Source organism: Streptomyces sp. SD31 (genome assembly GCF_052068475.1).
Classification (GTDB): domain Bacteria; phylum Actinomycetota; class Actinomycetes; order Streptomycetales; family Streptomycetaceae; genus Streptomyces.
Genome location: NZ_JBQHCX010000012.1, coordinates 207,012 through 228,730 on the forward strand (window position 1 = coordinate 207,012; position 21,719 = coordinate 228,730).

At 69.6% G+C, this 21,719-nt stretch carries 18 protein-coding genes; 1 reads left to right on the top strand and 17 read right to left on the bottom strand.

Features of this window, described 5'->3' with window-relative positions:
• Positions 1 to 61: 61 nt before the first annotated feature.
• The 5 genes from ACTMVF_RS25995 to ACTMVF_RS26015 form a co-directional block, all read right to left on the bottom strand.
• On the bottom strand, positions 62 to 1,648 hold the full coding sequence (locus ACTMVF_RS25995; RefSeq protein WP_441273605.1) for a Na+/H+ antiporter: 1,587 nt from the start codon (positions 1,646 to 1,648) through the stop codon (positions 62 to 64).
• Between the two features lie 87 nt (positions 1,649 to 1,735).
• Positions 1,736 to 2,152 carry a GNAT family N-acetyltransferase gene (locus ACTMVF_RS26000; RefSeq protein WP_441273606.1) on the bottom strand — a complete coding sequence of 139 codons (417 nt, stop codon included), beginning with the start codon at positions 2,150 to 2,152 and terminating at the stop codon, positions 1,736 to 1,738.
• A gap of 74 nt (positions 2,153 to 2,226) precedes the next feature.
• Complete coding sequence (locus ACTMVF_RS26005) at positions 2,227 to 3,171, bottom strand: RluA family pseudouridine synthase (protein ID WP_441273520.1); 945 nt, start codon at positions 3,169 to 3,171, stop codon at positions 2,227 to 2,229.
• Between the two features lie 78 nt (positions 3,172 to 3,249).
• Positions 3,250 to 3,846, bottom strand: coding sequence for a signal peptidase II (lspA, locus tag ACTMVF_RS26010; protein WP_441273521.1), 597 nt, complete (start codon positions 3,844 to 3,846; stop codon positions 3,250 to 3,252).
• Between the two features lie 70 nt (positions 3,847 to 3,916).
• Entirely contained in the window at positions 3,917 to 4,912 is a 996-nt protein-coding gene (locus tag ACTMVF_RS26015) for a TraR/DksA C4-type zinc finger protein (protein ID WP_441273522.1), read from the bottom strand.
• A gap of 879 nt (positions 4,913 to 5,791) precedes the next feature.
• Between ACTMVF_RS26015 and ileS the strand changes: the two genes are divergently transcribed.
• Positions 5,792 to 8,929, top strand: coding sequence for an isoleucine--tRNA ligase (gene ileS / locus ACTMVF_RS26020; protein ID WP_441273523.1), 3,138 nt, complete (start codon positions 5,792 to 5,794; stop codon positions 8,927 to 8,929).
• Positions 8,930 to 9,148: 219 nt separating this feature from the next.
• On the opposite strand, the gene ACTMVF_RS26025 is transcribed toward ileS, so the two are convergent.
• The 12 genes from ACTMVF_RS26025 to ACTMVF_RS26080 all read right to left on the bottom strand — a co-directional run bounded on the left by ACTMVF_RS26025 (position 9,149) and on the right by ACTMVF_RS26080 (position 21,715).
• On the bottom strand, positions 9,149 to 10,285 hold the full coding sequence (locus tag ACTMVF_RS26025) for a DivIVA domain-containing protein (protein ID WP_441273524.1): 1,137 nt from the start codon (positions 10,283 to 10,285) through the stop codon (positions 9,149 to 9,151).
• A gap of 55 nt (positions 10,286 to 10,340) precedes the next feature.
• Positions 10,341 to 10,628: a YggT family protein gene (locus tag ACTMVF_RS26030; RefSeq protein ID WP_004001943.1), complete on the bottom strand. Its 288-nt coding sequence runs from the start codon at positions 10,626 to 10,628 to the stop codon at positions 10,341 to 10,343.
• A gap of 59 nt (positions 10,629 to 10,687) precedes the next feature.
• Positions 10,688 to 11,329, bottom strand: a complete 642-nt coding sequence (locus tag ACTMVF_RS26035) for a cell division protein SepF (RefSeq protein WP_031483359.1) — start codon at positions 11,327 to 11,329, stop codon at positions 10,688 to 10,690.
• A 128-nt stretch (positions 11,330 to 11,457) separates the two neighbouring features.
• Positions 11,458 to 12,177: a YggS family pyridoxal phosphate-dependent enzyme gene (locus ACTMVF_RS26040; protein WP_441273525.1), complete on the bottom strand. Its 720-nt coding sequence runs from the start codon at positions 12,175 to 12,177 to the stop codon at positions 11,458 to 11,460.
• 6 nt (positions 12,178 to 12,183) lie between these two features.
• Complete coding sequence (pgeF, locus tag ACTMVF_RS26045; protein ID WP_441273526.1) at positions 12,184 to 12,912, bottom strand: peptidoglycan editing factor PgeF; 729 nt, start codon at positions 12,910 to 12,912, stop codon at positions 12,184 to 12,186.
• A gap of 10 nt (positions 12,913 to 12,922) precedes the next feature.
• Positions 12,923 to 14,146, bottom strand: coding sequence for a cell division protein FtsZ (ftsZ, locus tag ACTMVF_RS26050; RefSeq protein ID WP_441273527.1), 1,224 nt, complete (start codon positions 14,144 to 14,146; stop codon positions 12,923 to 12,925).
• 291 nt (positions 14,147 to 14,437) lie between these two features.
• Positions 14,438 to 15,235 (bottom strand): cell division protein FtsQ/DivIB, encoded by a 798-nt coding sequence (locus ACTMVF_RS26055; RefSeq protein ID WP_441273528.1) that lies wholly within the window; start codon positions 15,233 to 15,235, stop codon positions 14,438 to 14,440.
• 25 nt (positions 15,236 to 15,260) lie between these two features.
• The gene (gene murG, locus ACTMVF_RS26060; RefSeq protein ID WP_302001378.1) at positions 15,261 to 16,352 is read right to left on the bottom strand and encodes an undecaprenyldiphospho-muramoylpentapeptide beta-N-acetylglucosaminyltransferase; all 1,092 of its coding nucleotides are present in this window, start codon (positions 16,350 to 16,352) and stop codon (positions 15,261 to 15,263) included.
• Between the two features lie 6 nt (positions 16,353 to 16,358).
• Positions 16,359 to 17,720, bottom strand: coding sequence for a putative lipid II flippase FtsW (ftsW, locus tag ACTMVF_RS26065; protein WP_441273529.1), 1,362 nt, complete (start codon positions 17,718 to 17,720; stop codon positions 16,359 to 16,361).
• Between the two features lie 103 nt (positions 17,721 to 17,823).
• Positions 17,824 to 19,248 (bottom strand): UDP-N-acetylmuramoyl-L-alanine--D-glutamate ligase, encoded by a 1,425-nt coding sequence (gene murD / locus ACTMVF_RS26070; protein WP_441273530.1) that lies wholly within the window; start codon positions 19,246 to 19,248, stop codon positions 17,824 to 17,826.
• Complete coding sequence (mraY, locus tag ACTMVF_RS26075; RefSeq protein WP_302003824.1) at positions 19,230 to 20,300, bottom strand: phospho-N-acetylmuramoyl-pentapeptide-transferase; 1,071 nt, start codon at positions 20,298 to 20,300, stop codon at positions 19,230 to 19,232. The genes murD and mraY overlap by 19 nt, the downstream gene beginning before the upstream one ends.
• Entirely contained in the window at positions 20,300 to 21,715 is a 1,416-nt protein-coding gene (locus ACTMVF_RS26080; protein ID WP_441273531.1) for a UDP-N-acetylmuramoyl-tripeptide--D-alanyl-D-alanine ligase, read from the bottom strand. Before ACTMVF_RS26080 ends, mraY begins: the two co-directional genes overlap by 1 nt.
• Between the last annotated feature and the right edge of the window lie 4 nt (positions 21,716 to 21,719).

The window sequence follows — 21,719 nt, forward strand, 5'->3', positions numbered from 1 at the left end:
GATCCGACCCTACAAAGGGACGCCGCACATGCCTCGTACGTTCACACGACTGCCATAAAGGTCACCGAAGACTACGCACGTCCAAATGCCGCAGTACCCGGTCCACCACCTCGGGATCGGCCCCCGGCTCACTGCGCGCCGCCAGCACCTCGTGCCTGGCCGCGCTCAGCAGCTCGCCCTGGATCCGCCGCACCCGCTTCAGCCGCCGCACCCGCTGCTGATGCGCCTCCCTGCGCTCCTCCTCGCCCATCTCCGGGCTGATCCGCACCCCGATCTCGAACGCCCGCCGCAGCATCTGCTCGGCCAGGTCCTCGGGCAGGTCCTCGACGGCCTCGATCTCCCTCAGCCTCCGCTTCGCCGCCTTCGCCGCCCGCACCGCCAGCTGCTTCTCGAACTCCTTCTCCCGCTCGCTGTCGGCACGCACCCCGAGCCGCTTCACCAGCCACGGCAGGGTCAGCCCCTGCAGCACCAGCGTCGCCATGATCACCCCGAACGCGATGAACACGATCTCGTCCCGGTCGGGAAACGCGGCGCCCGAATCCGTCTCCAGGGGGATGGCCAGCGCCAGGGCCACCGAGGCGACGCCCCGCATCCCCGACCACCACATCACGATGGTCTCGCGCCAGCTGACCGGGATCTCCTCGTCGTAGTCCCGTTTCGCGTGCATCCGCTTGGTGAGCCAGGTCGCCGGCAGCAACCACAGCAGACGCACCAGTACGACCACGCCGACCACCGCGGCCGCCCAGCCGAGCATCTCGTCCCACCGCCCGGACGCCGTCCGCACCGCGATGTGCAGTTCGAGCCCGATGAGCCCGAACGCGACGCCGGTGACCAGCGTGTCGACGATGTCCCAGAAGGTGTGCCCGGCGAGCCGTGTCATCACGTCGTCCGCGTCGGTGGCGTACTCGGCGAGGAACAGGGCGGTGACGAGCACGGCGAGCACGCCGGAGCCGTGGAGCTCCTCGGCGAGCACGTACGAGGCGTACGGCACGAGCAGGGTGAGCCCGATCTGCAGGGTCGGGTCCCCCAGCAGGTCCATCAGCTTGTTGGCGCCCCATCCGAGAGCGAGCCCGACGGCCAGCGCCACCACGGCGGAGAGCACCAGATCCAGTCCGGCCTCCCACGGCGAGAAGCTGCCGCTCACGGCGGCCGCGATCGCCACGTGGTACAGCACGATGGCCGTCACGTCGTTGAAGAGACCCTCGCCCTCCAGGATGGACACCAGCCGCCGCGGCAGCCCCAGTTGCCCGGCGACGGCGGTCGCCGCGACCGGGTCGGGCGGCGCGACGAGCGCGCCCAGCGCCACGGCGGCGGCGAGCGGCAACCCCGGCACGATCGCGTGGGCGACCGCGGCCACGCACACCGTCGTGACGAACACCAACGCCACGGCCAGCAGAAGGATGGGCCGCACATTCGCCGCGAACTGCCGCCACGAGGTCCGCCGTACGGCGGCGTACAGCAACGGCGGCAACAGCAGCGGCAGAATCAGATCGGGCGGAATGTCGACATTGGGCACGAAGTCGAGCAGCGCGAGAACGATCCCGAGCAGCGTCATCAGCACCGGCGCCGGCAACCCGACCCGGTCCCCCACCGGGACACTCACCACGGCCCCGAGCAACAGCACGAACAACAGGGCCAACTGATCCACGGTCAGCGCTCCGGTGAGATCGACGTCCACAAGACAGACCTCAAGCCTGCCAGGCCGCCCTTCTCACCAGCGCGTACGGCCCCTCGACTACAGAGCGCGCCGCATCGCCCGGTGCGGTATCCCCGCGTCGGGGAACTCCGGCCCGTACGCCGCGTACCCCAACCGCTCGTAAAAACCCAGCGCGTGCGTCTGCGCGTGCAGATCCACGGCTGCGAGCCCACGCGCGCGTGCCGTCTCCTCGATGGCCCGCACCAGCGCGACGCCGACGCCGAGCCCGCGCGCCGCCTTCGTCACCGCGAGCCGCCCCAGCGACCCCACCGACGGATCGCCGTCGACCTTGGCCGCGGCCGCCTCCCCGTGCAGCAGCCGCCCGGTGCCCAGCGGCACCCCGTCCTCCCGCACGGCCAGCACATGCACGGCCACGGCGTCGTACGCGTCGTACTCCAGGTCCTCGGGGACGCCCTGCTCTCCGACGAAGACCTCTTTGCGCACCGCGAAGCACATCTCACGGTCGGCGGAGTCCTCGGCGACCCGGACCGCATAGGACGTGAACGGCGAGGACGGCGACGACGGCGAACTCACGCGTACGTCTCCTCGCGAACCTGGTCCAGGGCCTTCTGCAGGTCGGCCGGGTAGTCGCACCCGAACTCCACCCACTGCCCGTCCCCGGGGTGCTCGAAGCCGAGGCGTACGGCGTGCAGCCACTGGCGGGTCAGGTGGAGCCGCTTGGCCAGCGTCGGGTCGGCGCCGTACGTCAGGTCGCCGACGCAGGGGTGGCGGTGGGCGGCCATGTGGACGCGGATCTGGTGGGTGCGGCCGGTCTCCAGCTTCACATCGAGCAGGGAGGCCGCGCGGAACGCCTCGATGAGGTCGTAGTGGGTGACGGACGGCTTGCCTTCGGCCGTGACCGCCCACTTGTAGTCGTGGTTGGGGTGGCGGCCGATGGGCGCGTCGATGGTGCCGCTGGTCGGGTCGGGGTGGCCCTGGACGAGCGTGTGGTACCGCTTGTCGACCGTGCGCTCCTTGAACTGGCGCTTGAGCGACGTGTACGCGTACTCGGACTTGGCGACGACCATCAGCCCGGACGTGCCCACGTCGAGCCGGTGCACGATGCCCTGGCGCTCGGCCGCGCCGGACGTCGAGATGCGGTAGCCGGCCGCTGCCAGCCCACCGATGACCGTCGGACCGCTCCAGCCCGGCGACGGATGCGCGGCCACACCGACCGGTTTCACGATCACGACCACGTCATCGTCGTCGTGCACGATCTCCATGCCCTCGACCGGCTCGGCGACGACCTGCACCGGCGCGGGCGCCTGCGGCATCTCCACCTCCAGCCAGGCGCCGCCGTGCACGCGCTCCGACTTGCCGACCACCGACCCGTCGACCGTGACCTTCCCCGCGGCGGCGAGCTCGGCCGCCTTGGTCCGGGAGAAGCCGAACATGCGGGAGATGGCGGCGTCGACGCGCTCGCCCTCCAGGCCGTCGGGCACGGGCAGGGTTCGGATCTCGGGAATCGTGCTCACCCGACGAGTATGCCGGACGGGGCCGACAGCCCCGTACGGAGCCTGTGGACAACCCTCGCCGGCCGGGCCCGCGGGGCCTCAGTCCTTGTGGACGGTCCCGTCGGGGTCCAGCCCCTTGAACGACAGCAGCACGATCAGGATGCCGCCGCACACGATCGCCGAGTCGGCCAGGTTGAACACCGCGAAGTGCTTGGGCGCGATGAAGTCCACGACCGCGCCCTCGAAGACACCCGGCGAGCGGAAGATCCGGTCGGTGAGGTTGCCGAGCGCACCGCCGAGCAGCAGGCCGAGCGCGATCGCCCAGGGCAGGCTGTACAGCTTGCGGGCGAGCCGGGCGATCACCACGATCACGGCCGCCGCGATCACCGTGAAGATCACGGTGAAGGCCTCACCGAAGCCGAAGGCCGCGCCCGCGTTGCGGATCGCCTCGAACTTCAGCCAGTCCCCGATGACCTCGATCGGCGGGTGGTGCTCCAGCTTGGCGACCACGATCATCTTGCTGACCAGGTCGAGGGCGTAGGCGAAGGCGGCGACCCCGAACAGCACGGCGATCCGGCGCCTGCCCCGGGGCCGCTCGGCCGCGGCTTCCTTCGCGTTCTCGTCGGACTGCTCCGGCTCGGCTCCCGCCGCCTCTGGGGTATCCGGCGTACCGATGATGCGCTCCGCCTCTGCCACGTGAGTCCTTCAACCTAGGTACCTGACTGAGGACGAGAGTACGACACGTCCGGCGGTACCCGGATACCAGTCAGTACCGGCGTTCTTGCTTCTGCTTGCACTCCACGCACAGGGTCGCGCGCGGGAAGGCCTGCATCCGCGCCTTGCCGATCGGATTGCCGCAGTTCTCGCACAGGCCGTAGGTACCCGCGTCGAGCCGCTCCAGGGCGCGCTCGGTCTGGGTGAGCATCTCGCGCGCGTTGGCGGCGAGGGCCAGCTCGTGCTCGCGCGTGATGTTCTTGGCGCCGGTGTCCGCCTGGTCGTCGCCGGCCCCGTCCCCGGAGTCCCGCATCAGGCCGACCAGGGACTGCTCGGACGACGCGAGCTCGTCGCGCAGCCGCATCACCTCGGACATCAGCTCGGCTCGTGCCTCCTCGACCTCCTCCGGGGTCCAGGGGTCCTCACCGGGGCGCACCGCGAGCTCGCCGGGCTCCACCGCCGCGGCGATGCGTGCCTTGGGAAGGGCGGTCTTCGCCGCCGTGGCCGTGCCAGGAGTCTTCTTCGCAACCACCGTCGTGGCTCCCGTCTGCTCCGCGGCCTGCGCCGCGCCCGCCTTCTTGGCCCTGCTCTCGGCGACCGCACTCTTCCCGGCCGCCCGCTCCGCGACCGCTTTCTTCCTGGCCGCGGCCCTCTTGGACGTGGTGCTCGTCCTGGACGTGCTCCTCTTGGAGGCGCCCTGCACCACAGCACCGCGCCCCTCCCCACCCGCACCGACGCCCTTCTCCCCGGCCGCCTTCTCCCCGGCCGTTTCCTTCCCAGCTGCTTCCTTCCCGACGGCCACCTTCACGGCCACCTTCTTGGCGGCACCTTCCTTGGCCACGGCCTTCTCGACCGCGCTCCCCTTGGCCGCCTTCCTGGCGGCGCTTTCCTTAGGTGTCGCCTTCTTCGCGACCACCGTCTTCGCGACCGCCTTCTTCGCGATCACCTTCTTCGCGACCGCTCTCTCTGCGGTCGCCTCTTCGGCCGCCGCCTCCTTGACTCCCTTGCCTCCGGGCTCGACCTTCTTGGACCCGACCTTCTTGGACACCGCCTTCTTGGCAGCCGCTTTCGAGCCAGTCCCCCTCCCGGCCTTCTCCTCCGCTTCACCCCCGACAGGCCCCCGAACGGTCTTCACCGGCTTCCCGCCCCGTACACCCGCGGAGGAACCTCCCCGCGCCCCCGCAGAACTCCCCCGCGCACTCTTCTTCCCGCCCACATCCTTGGCCGCACCGCCAGAGGCACCGGCACTCGTACCGCCGGAGGCACTCGCATGGGTGGACCCGCCCGACGCCGACTGCTGTACGGCGGTCTTCTTCGCCACCATGCCGCGGCCCCTTCACATATTGTGATCTTGCTCGCGAATCGTGCTGGGACGATAAATCGACTTGAGTCCCGCGGCAACGGGGCACACCGCCCGATTCGCCCGCCTCGCGCATGCCGCGCGCCAGACCTGCATGCGTTGTGCCCAGCTCCCCGCCGGGTATGCAATCGAGCCGGACGTCCCAGAATCCGAACACGCGTACCGATCCATTCGGGTCACCCCGGCCGGTAGGCACCACCTCCCCCCGGGTGCCGTAAATCCGGTCGGCCGCTGTCCCCGCGGCGCCGTACACTGGGCGGAGCGAAAAGCGTGGATGGGGACGAGTAGCGGCGTACGCAGCCCAGAGCGACCCGGGGACGGTGGAAGCCCGGGGGCGAGCGCGACGTGAAGATCACCCCGGAGCCGCCGGAAGAAAGCCGCAGCCGTACGGCAGTGGTCGGTAGACCCGGCATCGCGACCCCAATGAGGGGGTTCACCGACGCACACCCCGCGTCGGCGGGCCAAGGAGGGTGGTACCGCGGGAGCGCGCCGAAACCGGCGTACGGAAAGACACGGCTCTCGTCCCTCCGGACGGAAGGCAGCAAGTCCGCCGGAGGAAGCTCGCTGATGACAACGCCGACGTACCGCCAGGTACCCGCCCAGGTCGACCTGCCCGCGCTCGAGCACGCCGTGCTCGACTTCTGGCGCGAGCAGAAGATCTTCGCCAAGAGCCTGGAGCAGTCCGAGGGCCGCCCCGAGTGGGTGTTCTACGAGGGCCCGCCCACCGCCAACGGCATGCCCGGCGCCCATCACATCGAGGCCCGCGTCTTCAAGGACGTCTTCCCCCGCTTCCGCACCATGCGCGGCTACCACGTCGCCCGCAAGGCCGGCTGGGACTGCCACGGGCTCCCGGTGGAGCTGACGGTCGAGAAGGAGCTCGGCTTCAGCGGCAAGCAGGACATCGAGGCCTACGGCATCGCCGCCTTCAACTCCAAGTGCCGTGAGTCCGTGCTGCGCCACACCGACGCCTTCGAAGAGCTCACGAACCGTATGGGCTACTGGGTCGACCTCAACGACGCGTACGTCACGATGGAGCCCGAGTACATCGAGTCGGTCTGGTGGTCGCTCAAGGAGATCTTCAACAAGGGCCTGCTGGTCCAGGACCACCGCGTAGCGCCTTGGTGCCCCCGCTGCGGCACCGGCCTGTCCGACCACGAGCTGGCGCAGGGCTACGAGACGGTCGTCGACCCCTCGGTCTACGTCCGTTTCCCGCTCACCTCCGGTCCGCTCGCCGGCGAGGCCGCGCTCCTGGTGTGGACGACCACGCCGTGGACGCTCGTCTCCAACACGGCCGTGGCCGCGCACCCCGACGTCACCTATGTCGTCGCGACGAACGGCGAGGAGAAGCTCGTCGTCGCCGAACCGCTCGTCGCCAAGGCCCTGGGCGAGGGCTGGGAGACCACCGGCCAGATCTTCACGGGCGCCGAGATGGAGCGCTGGACGTATCAACGTCCGTTCGAGCTGGTCGAGTTCCCGGCGCCGGCGCATTTCGTCGTCAACGCCGAGTACGTCACGACCGAGGACGGTACGGGTCTGGTCCACCAGTCCCCCGCCTTCGGTGAGGACGACCTGAAGGTCTGCCGCGCGTACGACCTGCCGGTCGTGAACCCGGTCCGCCCGGACGGCACCTTCGCCGAGGACGTCCCCCTCGTCGGCGGCGTCTTCTTCAAGAAGGCGGACGAAAAGCTCACCGAGGACCTCCAGCAGCGCGGTCTGCTCTTCCGGCACATCCCGTACGAGCACAGCTACCCGCACTGCTGGCGCTGCCACACCGCGCTCCTCTACTACGCGCAGCCGTCCTGGTACATCCGCACCACCGCCATCAAGGACCGTCTCCTCCAGGAGAACGAGAAGACCAACTGGTTCCCGGAGACGGTGAAGCACGGCCGCTTCGGCGACTGGCTGCAGAACAACATCGACTGGGCGCTGTCCCGCAACCGCTACTGGGGCACCCCGCTGCCGATCTGGCGCTGCGAGGACGACCACCTCACCTGCGTCGGCTCCCGCGCGGAGCTCACCGAGCTGACCGGCACCGACCAGTCGGGCCTGGACCCGCACCGCCCGTACATCGACGACGTCACCTTCGCGTGCCCCCAGTGCGAGAAGACGGCCACGCGCGTGCCGGAGGTCATCGACGCCTGGTACGACTCGGGCTCGATGCCGTTCGCGCAGTGGGGCTACCCGTACAAGAACAAGGAGTTGTTCGAGAGCCGCTACCCGGCGCAGTTCATCAGTGAGGCCATCGACCAGACGCGCGGCTGGTTCTACACGCTGATGGCGGTCGGCACGCTGGTCTTCGACAAGTCGTCGTACGAGAACGTCGTCTGCCTCGGCCACATCCTCGCCGAGGACGGCCGCAAGATGTCCAAGCACCTGGGCAACATCCTGCAGCCGATCCCGCTGATGGACCAGCACGGCGCGGACGCGGTGCGCTGGTTCATGGCGGCCGGCGGCTCCCCGTGGGCGGCCCGCCGCGTGGGCCACGGCACCATCCAGGAGGTGGTGCGGAAGACCCTCCTCACCTACTGGAACACGGTCGCCTTCCAGGCCCTGTACGCCCGTACCTCGAACTGGGCGCCGTCCGCGGCCGACCCGGCCCCCGCCGACCGCCCGGTCCTGGACCGCTGGCTGCTGTCCGAACTGCACGCGCTGACCGACCAGGTGACCCAGTCCCTGGAGGCGTACGACACCCAGCGCGCCGGCAAGCTGCTCTCGGCGTTCGTCGACGACCTGTCCAACTGGTACGTCCGCCGCTCGCGCCGCCGCTTCTGGCAGGGCGACAAGGCGGCGCTGCGCACCCTGCACGAGGTCGTCGAGACGGTCACCAAGCTGATGGCCCCGCTGACCCCGTTCATCACCGAGCGGGTCTGGCAGGACCTGATCGTGCCGGTGACCCCGGACGCGCCGGAGTCGGTCCACCTGGCGTCCTGGCCGGAGGCGGACCTGTCGGCGATCGACCCGGAGCTGTCGAAGCAGATGGTCCTGGTCCGCCGGCTGGTCGAGCTGGGCCGCGCCACGCGTGCGGAGTCGGGCGTGAAGACCCGCCAGCCGCTGCGGCGCGCGCTGGTCGCCGCGACCGGCTTCGAGGCGCTCAACCCCGAGCTGCACACGCAGATCACGGAAGAGCTGAACGTCGAGTCGCTGGCGTCGCTGTCCGAGGTGGGCGGCAGCCTGGTGGACACCACCGCCAAGGCCAACTTCCGCGCCCTGGGCAAGCGTTTCGGCAAGCGCGTCCAGGACGTGGCGAAGGCCATCGCGAACGCGGACGCGGCGGCACTGTCCCTGGCCCTGCGCGAGGGCACGGCGTCGGTCGAGGTCGACGGCGAGACGGTCACCCTGGCTCCGGACGAGGTGATCATCACGGAAACCCCGCGCGAGGGCTGGTCGGTGGCGTCCGACTCGGGCGCGACGGTCGCCCTGGACCTGGAGATCACCGAGGAGCTGCGCCGCGCGGGCCTGGCCCGTGACGCGATCCGCCTGATCCAGGAGGCCCGCAAGAACAGCGGCCTGGACGTGGCCGACCGGATCGCCCTGCGCTGGGCGGCTACGGACGCGGCGACGATCGCGGCGCTGGGCGAGCACGCCGAGCTCATCGCCGACGAGGTCCTCGCCACGGACTTCGCCCAGGGCGAGGCGGACGACACCTACGGCTCCCCGTTCACGGACGAGGGCCTGACCCTGACGTTCCGCCTGCGCAAGGCGTAGCCGAGGGACACGGCACAGCGGAACAACCGAAGGCCCGGGCCGACCAAGAAAATCTTGGTCGGCCCGGGCCTTCGGCGTTGTGTACGTCGGACACCGCACCCAACCCACGAACAAACGCCGCAAACCCCGTGAACACGCGTAGCAAAAGGGCGGGGCCCCGGATCGAAATCCGGGGCCCCGCCCTGAACGCTGCCGACGCCTACGGCGTACTACCAACCGTCAGTTGTCATCCTCGTCGATGAGGAACCCGCGCATCGGAGACGGAGCCTGGCCCATCGGGGACGGACCCTGCGGCCGGACCGGTGCCATGGGCTGGGTCATCGCCGGGGACATCTGCTGCTGACCGCCGTAGGACGGAGCAGCCGGAGACGGGGCGCCGCCCATCGTCTGGTTGCCGCCGTACGACGGGGCACTCGCGCCGGCCGGTGCCATGGAAGGCGCCGGGGACGGCGGGAGGGACGCCGTGGCCGGGGTGCGCGGCGGGGCGAGCGAGTCGTCCGACTGGGTCTCCAGCTGGCGCAGCTGGGACTCCAGGTAGGACTTCAGCCGCGTGCGGTACTCGCGCTCGAAGCCGCGCAGGTCCTCGACCTTGCGCTCCAGCGTGGCGCGGGCGGACTCCAGGGAGCCCATCGCGACACGGTGCTTCTCCTGCGCGTCCCGCTCCAGGGCGTCAGCCTTGGCACGGGCGTCACGCTCGAGACCCTCGGCACGCGAACGCGCCTCGCCGACGATCTTGTTGGCCTCGGAACGAGCCTCGGCGATCGCCTGGTCGGCGGTCTGCTGGGCCAGCGAGAGGACACGGGCGGCGCTGTCGCCACCGGGGCCACCCTGACCCGGGCCACCCATGGGGCCGTGGCCACCCATGGGACCGCCCATCGGGCCACCCATCTGCTGCTGCATCGGGGGCTGGCCCATCGGCCCCGGACCCTGGCCCATCGGACCGGGACCCTGCGGGCCACCCTGACCGCCGGGACCGGCGGGCAGCTGCGGAGCACCGCTGGGCAGCTGGGGCGGGCCTCCCATGGGGCCGCCCATCTGCTGCTGCGGCGGGCCCGATATGCCGGCGGGCACAGGAGCGCCGGGACCGCGCATGCCCTGCTGAGGCATGCCGCCCTGCTGCTGGTCCTGCGGGCCGCCGGGACCTTCCGGGGGCTTGCGCATGTTCTGCTGGTTCTGGGCAGCAGCACGGGTGGCCGCGGCCAGCTTGGCGCGCAGGTCCTCGTTCTCGCGGAGCAGGCGCGTCAGTTCGGCTTCGACCTCATCGAGGAAGGCATCGACCTCGTCCTCGTCATAGCCTTCTCGGAGGCGGACGGTCGTGAACTGCTTGTTCCGCACGTCCTCGGGGGTCAACGGCATCTCTTCACCTCAACGTAGTCGTCGGCAGTCGGCAAGACCGTATCTGTCACATCGCTCACATCGCGCTCCGCACGAGCGTGATCAGGATGTAGACGATGATCATCAGAACGAAGAAGGACAGGTCGAGCGCCACGCCCCCGAGACGCAGCGGCGGGATGACCCGCCGCAGAAGCTTGAGCGGTGGATCAGTGACAGTGTAGGTGGCCTCCAGAACGACCACCATCGCCTTGCCGGGTTGCCACGAGCGGGCGAACTGGAAGACGTAGTCCATGACCAACCGGAAGATGAGCACGATGAGGAAGACCATCAGCGCGATGTAGAGAACCTGCAAGACCACGCTCATGACTGGTGCTTCCCTCTCCCCTGTTCCCTGTTTCGTGCGTGTGTTTCCGGTGGTGCGTCTCAGCTCTGGTTGAAGAACCCGCCCTCTGCGATACGGGCCTTGTCCTCCGCCGTGACATCGACGTTAGCAGGCGACAACAGGAACACCTTCTGCGTCACCCGCTCGATGCTGCCGTGAAGACCAAACACCAAACCGGCCGCAAAGTCGACAAGTCGCTTGGCGTCTGTGTCATCCATCTCAGTCAGATTCATGATCACCGGGGTGCCTTCACGGAAGTGTTCCCCGATGGTACGGGCCTCGTTGTAGGTCCGCGGGTGAAGCGTGGTGATCCGGTAAGGCTCTCGTTCCGACACGACCTTGGGCATGATCACCGGTGCGTTCTTCTCCAGGCTTGCGCGTTCTTGTGTGATGGATGCCACGGGCGCGATGCGCGCCGGACGGCTGGATTCCGCGGGTAGCGAAGTCGATCTGGCCACGGGTTCACGCGGCGCGGGCGGCTGCACGATTCGCACCTCTTCGTCCCTTTGGGACTGATGTGCACTGTGCGACTGGTGGGACGGCTCGTGCCGTCGGTGGTCCCGCTCGGGCTCCGGGTCCAGTTCGGGCTCGAAGTCGTCATCGGGGTCGAACCCCCGGCCGTCGTACCCATCGTCCTCCACGAGGCCGAGGTAGACCGCCATCTTGCGCATCGCGCCGGCCATGCTCTGAGTCCTCCGCTCTGTGGTGGATCGGCTGACGACTGCCAAGTGCCCGCGATCCACGCGGTCGTTACGCCACCTTTCGGCGACATTGACCATATTTTCTGCTGTGGTCCGACTTCCTGGCGACGTTACCCGAGCCTGGGGCGGACTCCGAGTACCGCAGTGCCGACGCGCACATGTGTCGCACCGGCCGCCACGGCCTCCTCGAGGTCCGCACTCATTCCCGCCGACACCATGTTCGCAGTCGGATGAGCTCGGCGCAGGGCGGTCGACAAATCCATCAACCGCTCGAACGCCGCCTGTTGGCGCCCGGCGTACTCCCCGGTGAGCGGGGCAACGGTCATGAGCCCGTCGAGCCGCAGTCCCGGAGCCTTCGCGACAAGGTCGGCCAACTCTTCGATCCCGCCCGGCGCCACACCACCCCTCTCACCCCTTGCGCGCTCTCCCGCATCCAGCGCGACCTGGATGAGGCAGCCCACTTCGCGCTCCTGCCGTGCGGCCTCCTTCGACAGGGCCGTCACCAGCTTGGAACGATCGACGGACTGCACGAGATCCGCGTAACCGACCACAGATCGCACTTTGTTGGTCTGCAACTGGCCGACAAAATGCCACACAAGGGGCAGGTCCGAGCATTCGGCGGCCTTCGGTGCCGCGTCCTGATCGCGGTTCTCGGCGACGTGGCGCACACCGAGTTCGGACAGGATCCGCACATCGCTCGCCGGGTACGTCTTGGTGACCACGATCAGGGTCACTTCCTCGCGGCCACGCCCGGCGGCCGCGCAGGCGGCGGCGATCCGGTCCTCCACTTTCGCCAGGTTTGCGGCGAGTTCGTCCTTACGGTCCGTCATGTCCATTCAGTCCAGCCACACATAGCCCGCGAGCCGACCGGTGGTGCGGTCGCGTCGGTACGAGAAGTGGTCGCTCGACTCCCGCGTGCACACCGGCGAGTGCTCCCGGTCACCCACACCGCGCCGTGCGAGCTGCGCGTGCACCCCGGCGGCCACATCGACCGCCGGCGTGCCCCAACTCGTCTCGGCGTGCGCCGCCGGCTCCACGGCGGCAACCTCCGCGCGCATCGCCTCCGGCACCTCGTAGCACCGGCCGCAGACGGCGGGGCCGGTGCGGGCGACGATTCGGGCGGGGTCGGCGCCCAATTCCGTCATCGCGCGTAGCGCGGCGGGGACGACCCCGGCGACCATGCCCGGACGCCCCGCGTGGGCCGCGGCGACGACCCCGGCGACGGGGTCGGCCAGCAGGACCGGCACGCAGTCGGCGGTGAGGACGGCGAGGGCGAGACCCCGCTGTGCCGTGACCACCGCGTCGACCTCGGGCACCGGACGATCACGCCACGGCCCGTCGACCACCGCGACGTCCTTCCCGTGCACCTGGTTCATCCAGACGACGTCGCCCGCACCGAGCCCGAGCGACTTGGCCGCGAGCTCGCGATTGGTCAGTACGGCGTCGGCGTCGTCACCGACGGCCCCGCCGAGATTGAGCTCCTCATACGGAGCGGCGCTCACCCCGCCCCACCGGTCGGTGAAGGCGAAGTGCGCGCCGCTCACGATGTCGCGCTGTGCTATCACGTCAGAAGGATCACTTAAGGAAGTCCGGGACGTCCAGCTCCTCCGCCGCGCTGTCGGCGTAGGTCCGCGACGGCGGTACCGGCGGGGCGACCGGGATGTCGGCCACCGGGTCCGGCGCGGCGGGCTCGGGCTCCTCCTTCGGCGTGACGCTGCCGAGCGAGCCGAAGGACGGGCGGCTCTCGGGCTGCCGTACCGGAGTGGGCTCCTCGCGGCGGGGCGAGGATGCCGTCGAGGACGACGACGAGGACGAGGTCGAACCGAGGACGGTGTCCCGTCGGGCCGGCGGCTGGCCCCCGTCGAAGCCGGCCGCGATCACGGTGACCCGCACCTCGTCGCCGAGGGCGTCGTCGATGACCGCGCCGAAGATGATGTTGGCCTCGGGGTGGGCGGCCTCGCTGACCAGCTGGGCCGCTTCGTTGATCTCGAACAGGCCGAGGTCGGAGCCGCCGGAGATGGAGAGCAGCACGCCCCGTGCGCCGTCGATGGACGCCTCCAGGAGCGGCGAGGAGATCGCCATCTCGGCCGCGGCCACCGCGCGGTCGTCGCCGCGGGCCGAGCCGATGCCCATGAGGGCCGAACCGGCCTCGGACATCACGGACTTGACGTCGGCGAAGTCGAGGTTGATCAGACCCGGCGTGGTGATGAGGTCGGTGATGCCCTGGACACCGGAGAGCAGGACCTGGTCGGCCGACTTGAAGGCGTCGAGGACGGAGACCTGGCGGTCCGAGATGGACAGCAGCCGGTCGTTGGGGATGACGATGAGGGTGTCGACCTCTTCGCGGAGTTCGGCGATGCCGTCCTCGGCCTGGTTGGCGCGGCGCCGTCCCTCGAAGGTGAACGGGCGCGTGACCACGCCGATGGTGAGGGCGCCCAGGGAGCGGGCGATGTTGGCCACGACGGGCGCGCCGCCGGTGCCGGTGCCGCCGCCTTCACCGGCCGTCACGAAGACCATGTCGGCCCCCTTGAGGACCTCTTCGATCTCCTCGCGGTGGTCCTCGGCGGCCTTGCGGCCGACGGCCGGGTTGGCTCCGGCGCCGAGTCCGCGGGTGAGTTCACGGCCGACGTCGAGCTTGACGTCGGCGTCGCTCATCAACAGAGCTTGCGCGTCGGTGTTGATGGCGATGAACTCGACGCCCTTGAGACCGACCTCGATCATCCGGTTGATGGCATTGACACCACCGCCGCCGACACCGATGACTTTGATGACTGCGAGGTAGTTCTGCGGTGCTGCCACGTCGAAGGCCTCTCGCCTCGAGTTACGGGTCGTCGGATCACGGGGAAGCGCTGTAGCTCCGCGAAACCCGGCGACTGATGCCGAATGGGACGGTCCGTAGCGCCGACCCGAACCCTAACCCTGAAGTTTAGGGTTACCAGTGTGTCTGTTCCTTGAAGTCTTCTGAACAGGACACTAAGTCGACAAGTGGCGCACGTTCAACGAACACGCCGAACCTCCCGTTTTTCTTTTCACCCTATGTGATCAGCCATGTCGCTGCCCAACCAGGGTGCTGGCCTGCGCAGATGTGCGTCAACTCCCCGATGACGCAGGGGCGGTGGGAACGCTGACGTCGAAGTACCGCGCATCCGGCGAGGCTTTCATGAGAGCGGTGAGTGTGCGAGCCTTCGCGGCACCCTTCTCGCCACTCCCCCAGGCGACGGTTCGGCCGTCGCCCAACTCCAGTGAGATGTCGTCGTAGGAACGGACCTTGACGACCTGGGTGACACGCGCGACGGCGGCCGGAATGGCACCGGCGACCCGCACCGCCTCCCGCACCAGACGGTCCTCGCCGAAGCGGCGCAGGCTCGCGGCGGCGGAGCTCGACCGAGAGACCGTCAATTCCAGCGCGGGAACGCCTTTCGGAGCCTCAGAAACCGTGGCGAATCGGACACCTTCATCGTCCACTTCGACGAACTTTCCGCCCCTTTGGACAATCAGAACCGGAGTACGCTCCACCACTTTCAGGCCGATTCCATGCGGCCAGGAGCGGACTACGTCAACCTCGTCAATTCGGGGCAATTTCCGGCGCAGTCGCGCCTCAATCGCATCGGTGTCGATGGAAATCAGCGGCGCCCCGAGGGGCACGTCGGCCGCCTCGCGGACCTGTGCGGGCGTCAGGACCCGGGTTCCGGCGACGGATACCCGTTCGACGCGCAGCCATTTGGACCCGTACAGCAGCCAGACGGAGCCCGCGCCGAGGAGCGCGAGCAGCACGGCAAGAATGATGATCACACGAAGGCGCGACAGCCTCAATCGCCGCCGGGCGAGGGGCGGGTCGGACGACTCCTGCTGGCGTTCACCGCGCTCGGCGGTCGTCGGTCCGGCCACGCTCCCTGCCCTCCGTCATACGTTCCTAGCGGCGATGCGAGGCGATCGCCTCGTACACCATGCCGACGAGCAGGTCGTCGGCGTCCCGGCGGCCGAACTCGCTTGCGGCGCGGGACATCTCGTACAGCCGGTGCGGGTCGGCGAGCACGGGCAGGACGTTCTGCTGCACCCACTCGGGGGTGAGTTCCGCGTCGTCGACCAGCAGGCCACCGCCGGCCTTGACCACCGGCTGGGCGTTCAGCCGCTGTTCGCCGTTGCCGATGGGCAGCGGGACGTAGGCGGCCGGAAGTCCGACGGCGGAGAGTTCGGCGACGGTCATCGCGCCCGCGCGGCAGAGCATCATGTCGGCCGCGGCGTACGCGAGGTCCATCCGGTCCAGGTAACTTACCGGGATGTAGGGCGGCATTCCCGGCATCTGGTGCACTTGCGGCAGTTCGTTCTTCGGGCCCACCGCGTGCAGGATCTGGATTCCGGCCTGCTGGAGCCAGGGCGCGACCTGCTGGACGACCTCGTTCAGGCGGCGGGCGCCCTGCGAGCCGCCGGAGACCAGCAGCGTGGGCAGGTTCGGGTCGAGCCCGAACGCGGCGCGGGCCTCGGGGCGCATCGCGGCCCGGTCGAGGGTGGCGATGGTCCGGCGCAGCGGGATGCCGATGTAGCGCGAGTTGCGGAGCTTGCTGTCCGGGGTGGAGACGGCCACCTGGGCGGCGTACCGCGAACCGATCTTGTTGGCCAGGCCCGGGCGGGCATTGGCCTCGTGGATGACGATCGGCACACCGAGGCGCTTGGCGGCGAGGTAGCCGGGCAGGGCGACATAGCCGCCGAAACCGACGACGCAGTCCGCTTTGGTGCGCTCCAGGATCTGCTCGGTCGCCTTGATCGTGCCGCGCAACCGGCCCGGCACGGTGATCAGCTCAGGCGTCGGCTTGCGCGGCAGCGGGACGGCGGGGATCAGCGCGAGCTCATAGCCCCGCTGCGGAACGAGCGTGGTCTCCAGGCCGCGCTCCGTGCCCAGGGCCGTGATCCCCACGGTCGGGTCCTGCCTGCGCAGGGCGTCCGCGAGGGCGAGCGCGGGCTCGATGTGGCCGGCGGTCCCCCCACCGGCGAGTACGACATGCACCGAAATTCACCGCTCTCCGGACGAACGCGCCGCCGAGGCACGCCGTCGCATCGTGTTCCATCTCCGAGGCTCCCGGCCGCGGCCGGCGCCTCCCGCACGCTTTCTACCAAAGCGGGGTTGCCGCGCAGAAAGCGCTGCCCGCGCAGCGGGCTCGTCGCGTGCGAAGGCGATCAGCAGCCCGATGGCGAACATGGTCGGCAGCAAGGCGGATCCCCCGTAGGAGAACAGCGGGAGGGGGACGCCGGCGATCGGCAGCAAGCCGAGCACCGCACCGATGTTGATCACGGCTTGCGCCGTGATCCAGGTGGTCACGCCTCCCGCGGCATACCTCACGAAGGGGTCCTCCGTGCGTCCGGCCACGCGGATACCCGCATAGCCTAGAGCCGCGAAGAGGGCGAGTACCGACACCGTCCCCGCCAAGCCCAGTTCCTCACCGGTGACGGCGAAGATGAAGTCCGTGTGGGCTTCGGGGAGTTGCCCCCATTTCTCCACGCTCGCACCCAGTCCGGAGCCGAAGATTCCGCCGGAGGCGAGCGCGTAGATGCCGTGCACCGCCTGCCAGCAGTCGACGAGGCCGCTGCGCGGCTCGGTGGCGCCGAGGCACTGCAGGCGGGCCATGCGGTTCTCGCTGCTCTTGATGAGGAGCACGCCGATCGCGCCGGCGACCGACAGCACCCCCACGAACAGCCGGGTCGGGGCCCCCGCCAGCCACAGCAGGCCGAAAAGGATCGCCGACAGGATGATCGCCGTACCCATGTCGCCGCCGAGCATGATCAGTCCGAGGAGCATGAAGGCGACCGGCACGAGCGGCACCAGCATGTGCTTCCACTGGGTCAGCAGCTTCTTGTCCTGCTTGCGGGCGATCAGGTCGGCGCCCCACAGCACCAGCGCGAGCTTGCCGAACTCGCTGGGCTGGATCTGGAAGGAGCCGCCGAGGGCGATCCAGTTCTGGTTGCCGTTGACCGCGACTCCTATCCCGGGGACCTGCACGAGTGCCATCAGGAAGACGGCACCGGCGAGGATCGGGTAGGCGAGCGCCCGGTGCAGCTTCACGGGCATCCGGGAGGCGGCGAGCAGCAGCCCGGCGCCGATCGCCGCGGCCAGCAGCTGCTTGCGGAAGAAGTACGACCCGGGCAGCGACATCTGCAGCGCGGTGATCTGGGAGGCCGAGTAGACCATCACCAGACCGAGCACGGTGATCAGCAGGCTGCCGCCGAGAATCAGGTAGTAGGCGGTCAGCGGCCGGTCCCAGGCCCGGTGCAGGCGCGTGTAGAGGCGTCGTACGGGGTTGTCGCGCGGCGGCCCGGGAGCGACGGGGCGCCGAACGGCCCGCTGGACGGGGGGTCGTCCCGTACGGCTACCGGGCATCGGCGCTCACCGCCCCGCCGTGGGCGTGCGTACCGTCCAGCCACATCCGAGTCACGCGTCCCTCCAAGGGTCCCGAAGCACCCGCAGTGGCCGAGACCCGGCGTCAGGCGCCCGCGCCGAGTTCGCGAACCGCCTCCGCGAACACGTCACCGCGCTGGTTGTAGTTGGCGAACATGTCCATCGAGGCACAGGCCGGGGCAAGGAGCACCGTGTCGCCGGGCTGTGCGAGCCGCTTCGCCTCCTGGACTGCCGCGAGCATCGCCCCAGTGTCGGTCCGGTCGAGGTCGACGACGGGTACTTCCGGCGCGTGTCGCGCGAGGGCTTCACGGATGAGGGCGCGATCCGCGCCGATGAGCACGGCTGCGCGAAGTCGCTTTGCCGACTTGGCGACCAGCTCGTCGAAGACGGCGCCCTTGGCGAGCCCGCCCGCGATCCACACGATGGACTCGTAGGCGGCCAACGAGGCCTCGGCCGCGTGGGTGTTGGTGGCCTTGGAGTCGTCGACGTACGCGACCCCGTCCACGTCCGCCACGTGCGCGATGCGGTGGGCGTCCGGGGTGAAGGCCCGCAGGCCGTCCCGTACGGCCCTGGGGGGCACCCCGTAGGCCCGGGCGAGGGCCGCTGCCGCGAGGGCGTTGGCGATGTTGTGCGGGGCCGGCGGGTTGACGTCGGCGACCTCGGCGAGCTCCTGGGCGTTCTTCTGCCGGTTCTCGACGAAGGCGCGGTCGACGAGGATGCCCTCCACCACGCCGAGTTGGGACGGGCCGGGGGTGCCCAGCGTGAAGCCGATGGCCCGGCAGCCCTCCTCGACGTCGGCCTCGCGCACCAGGTCCTCGGTGGCCTTGTCGGCGACGTTGTAGACGCAGGCGACGCGATTGCCCTCGTAGATACGGCCCTTGTCCTTGGCGTACGCCTCCATGGAGCCGTGCCAGTCGAGGTGGTCGGGTGCGATGTTCAGCACGGCCGCCGAGTGGGCCCGCAGTGAGGGCGCCCAGTGCAGCTGGTAGCTGGACAACTCCACGGCGAGGACGTCGTACTGCTCCTCGCCGAGCACCGCGTCGAGGAGCGAGACGCCGATGTTGCCGACGGCGGCGGTGCGCAGGCCGGCCGCCTCGAGGATCGAGGCCAGCATCTGGACGGTCGTGGTCTTGCCGTTGGTGCCGGTGACGGCGAGCCAGGGCGCGGCGTCGGGGCCACGGAGCCGCCAGGCCAGCTCCACGTCGCCCCAGACCGGAACGCCTGCTTCATGAGCCGCCAAGAAGAGCGGCTTGTCCGGCTTCCAGCCGGGTGCGGTGACGATGAGTTCGGTGCCTTCGGGCAGGGTCGCCCCGTCGCCGAGGCGGACGGCAATGCCGAGCCCCTCCAGCTCGGCGGCCTGGGCACGCGCGCGTGCGTCGTCGCCGTCATTGACGACGGTGACCTTCGCGCCGAGGCCGTGCAGCACCTTGGCCGCCGGGATCCCGGAGACGCCGAGCCCGGCGACGGTGACGTTCTTCCCCTGCCAGTCGGTCACTTGTCCGCTGCCCATCCCGCGTAGAAGAGACCCAGTCCGACGATCACACAGATGCCCTGGATGATCCAGAAGCGGACCACCACAAGGACTTCGGACCAGCCCTTGAGTTCGAAGTGGTGCTGCAGTGGCGCCATCCGGAAGACGCGCTTGCCGGTGAGGCGGAAGGAGCCGACCTGGATGACCACCGACATGGTGATCAGCACGAACAGGCCGCCGAGGATGGCGAGCAGCAGCTCGGTGCGGGAGCAGATCGCGAGACCGGCGAGCACACCGCCGAGCGCGAGCGAGCCGGTGTCACCCATGAAGATCTTGGCCGGCGACGTGTTCCACCACAGGAAGCCGAGGCAGGCGCCCATCAGGGCGGCGGAGACGACGGCGAGGTCGAGTGGATCGCGTACCTCGTAACAGGCACCGGGGTTGGTCAGGGTCTGCGCGTTGGCGCAGGACTCCTGGAACTGCCAGACGCCGATGAACGTGTAGGCGCCGAAGACGAGCACGGAGGCGCCGGTGGCCAGACCGTCGAGACCGTCGGTCAGGTTCACGCCGTTCGACATCGCGAGGATCATGAACAGCGCCCAGACGACGAACAGCACCGGGCCGATCGTCCAGCCGAAGTCGGTGATGAACGACAGCTTCGTGGACGCCGGGGTGTTGCCGCGGGCGTCCTCGAACTGCAGCGACAGCACCGCGAAGGCGATACCGCCGAGCAGCTGGCCGGCCATCTTGGCCTTGGCCCGCAGGCCCAGCGAACGCCGCTTGACGATCTTGATGTAGTCGTCCAGGAAGCCGACCAGGCCCATGCCGACCATCAGACCCAGCACGAGCAGACCCGAGTAGGTCGGGGTGTAGCCGGTGATGAGCTTGGACAGGAAGTAGGCCGCCACCGTCGCGAAGATGAAGGCGATACCGCCCATCGTCGGCGTACCGCGCTTGCTGGCGTGCTCGCGTGGGCCGTCGTCGCGGATGTACTGGCCGTAGCCCTTGCGCGCGAGGAGCTTGATCAGCAGGGGGGTGCCGATCAGGGTCAGGAAGAGGCCAATGACTCCTGCGAACAGGATCTGCTTCATCATCGGGCGGCAACCTCACCCTCGGCACCGGTCCCGAGCAGCGCCTCGGCGACGCTCTCCAACCCCACCGAACGGGACGCCTTCACGAGCACGACGTCCCCCGGGCGCAACTCGCTGCGCAACAGGTCGACCGCCGCCTGTGCGTCGGACACGTGCACCGACTCCTCACCCCACGAACCCTCGTTATATGCGCCCAGTTGCAGCCAGGACGCTTCCCTGCCCCCGACCGCGACGAGCTTGCCGACATTGAGCCGCACGGCGAGCCGTCCGACCGCGTCGTGCTCGGCGAGCGCCTCGTCCCCGAGCTCGGCCATCTTGCCGAGCACCGCCCAGGTCCGCCGCCCCTTGCCCATGGCTGCCAGCGCCCGGAGGGCGGCCCGCATGGACTCGGGGTTCGCGTTGTAGGCGTCGTTGACGACCGTCACGCCGTCCGGGCGCTCGGTGACCTCCATCCGCCAGCGGGAGAGGGAGCCCGCCTCGGAGAGCGCGGTGGCGATCTCTTCCGCGGACATGCCCAGCTCATGGGCGACGGCGGCCGCGGCGAGCGCGTTCGACACGTGGTGCTCACCGTACAGGCGCATGGTCACATCGCTTGCACCGGAGGGTGTGTGAAGAGCGAAAGCAGGCTGTCCACTGTCCGTGAGTCTCACGTTCTCGGCGCGTACGTCCGCTTCGCCTGACTCTCCGAAAAGGACCACCTTCGCCTTCGTACGGGACGCCATGGCCCGTACGAGGGGATCGTCGGCGTTGAGGATCGCGGCGCCGCCGTCCTCCGCCGACGGCAGGCTCTCGACGAGCTCGCCCTTGGCCTGCGCGATCTGCTCGCGGCCGCCGAACTCGCCGATGTGGGCGGTGCCGACGTTGAGGACGAGGCCGATCTTCGGGGGCGTCAGATCGGCGAGGTAGCGGATGTGGCCGATGCCGCGGGCGCCCATCTCCAGGACGAGGAACCTGGTCTCCTCGGTGGCGCTCAGGGCGGTCAGCGGCAGCCCGATCTCGTTGTTGAGCGAGCCCGGCGTCCACACGGTGGGCGCCTTGTGCTGGAGCACCTGGGCGATCAGGTCCTTGGTGCTGGTCTTGCCCGCCGAGCCGGTCAGGGCCACGAGGGTCGCGCCGAGCCGTCGTACGACATGGCGGGCGAGGGCGCCGAGGGCCTTCTGGACGTCCGCCACGACGATCGCGGGAACGCCGACGGGGCGCGACGCCAGTACGGCGACCGCGCCCGCTTCGACGACCCGCTCGGCGAAGTCGTGGCCGTCCACGCGCTCACCGACGAAGGCGGCGAAGAGGGTGCCGGGCTCCACTTCACGGGAGTCCCGGACGACCGGTCCGGTGACCTGGACGGACGGATCCGGTATGTCGTACGTCTGCCCGCCGACGACTTCAGCGATCTCGGCGAGAGAGAGGGCGATCACAAGT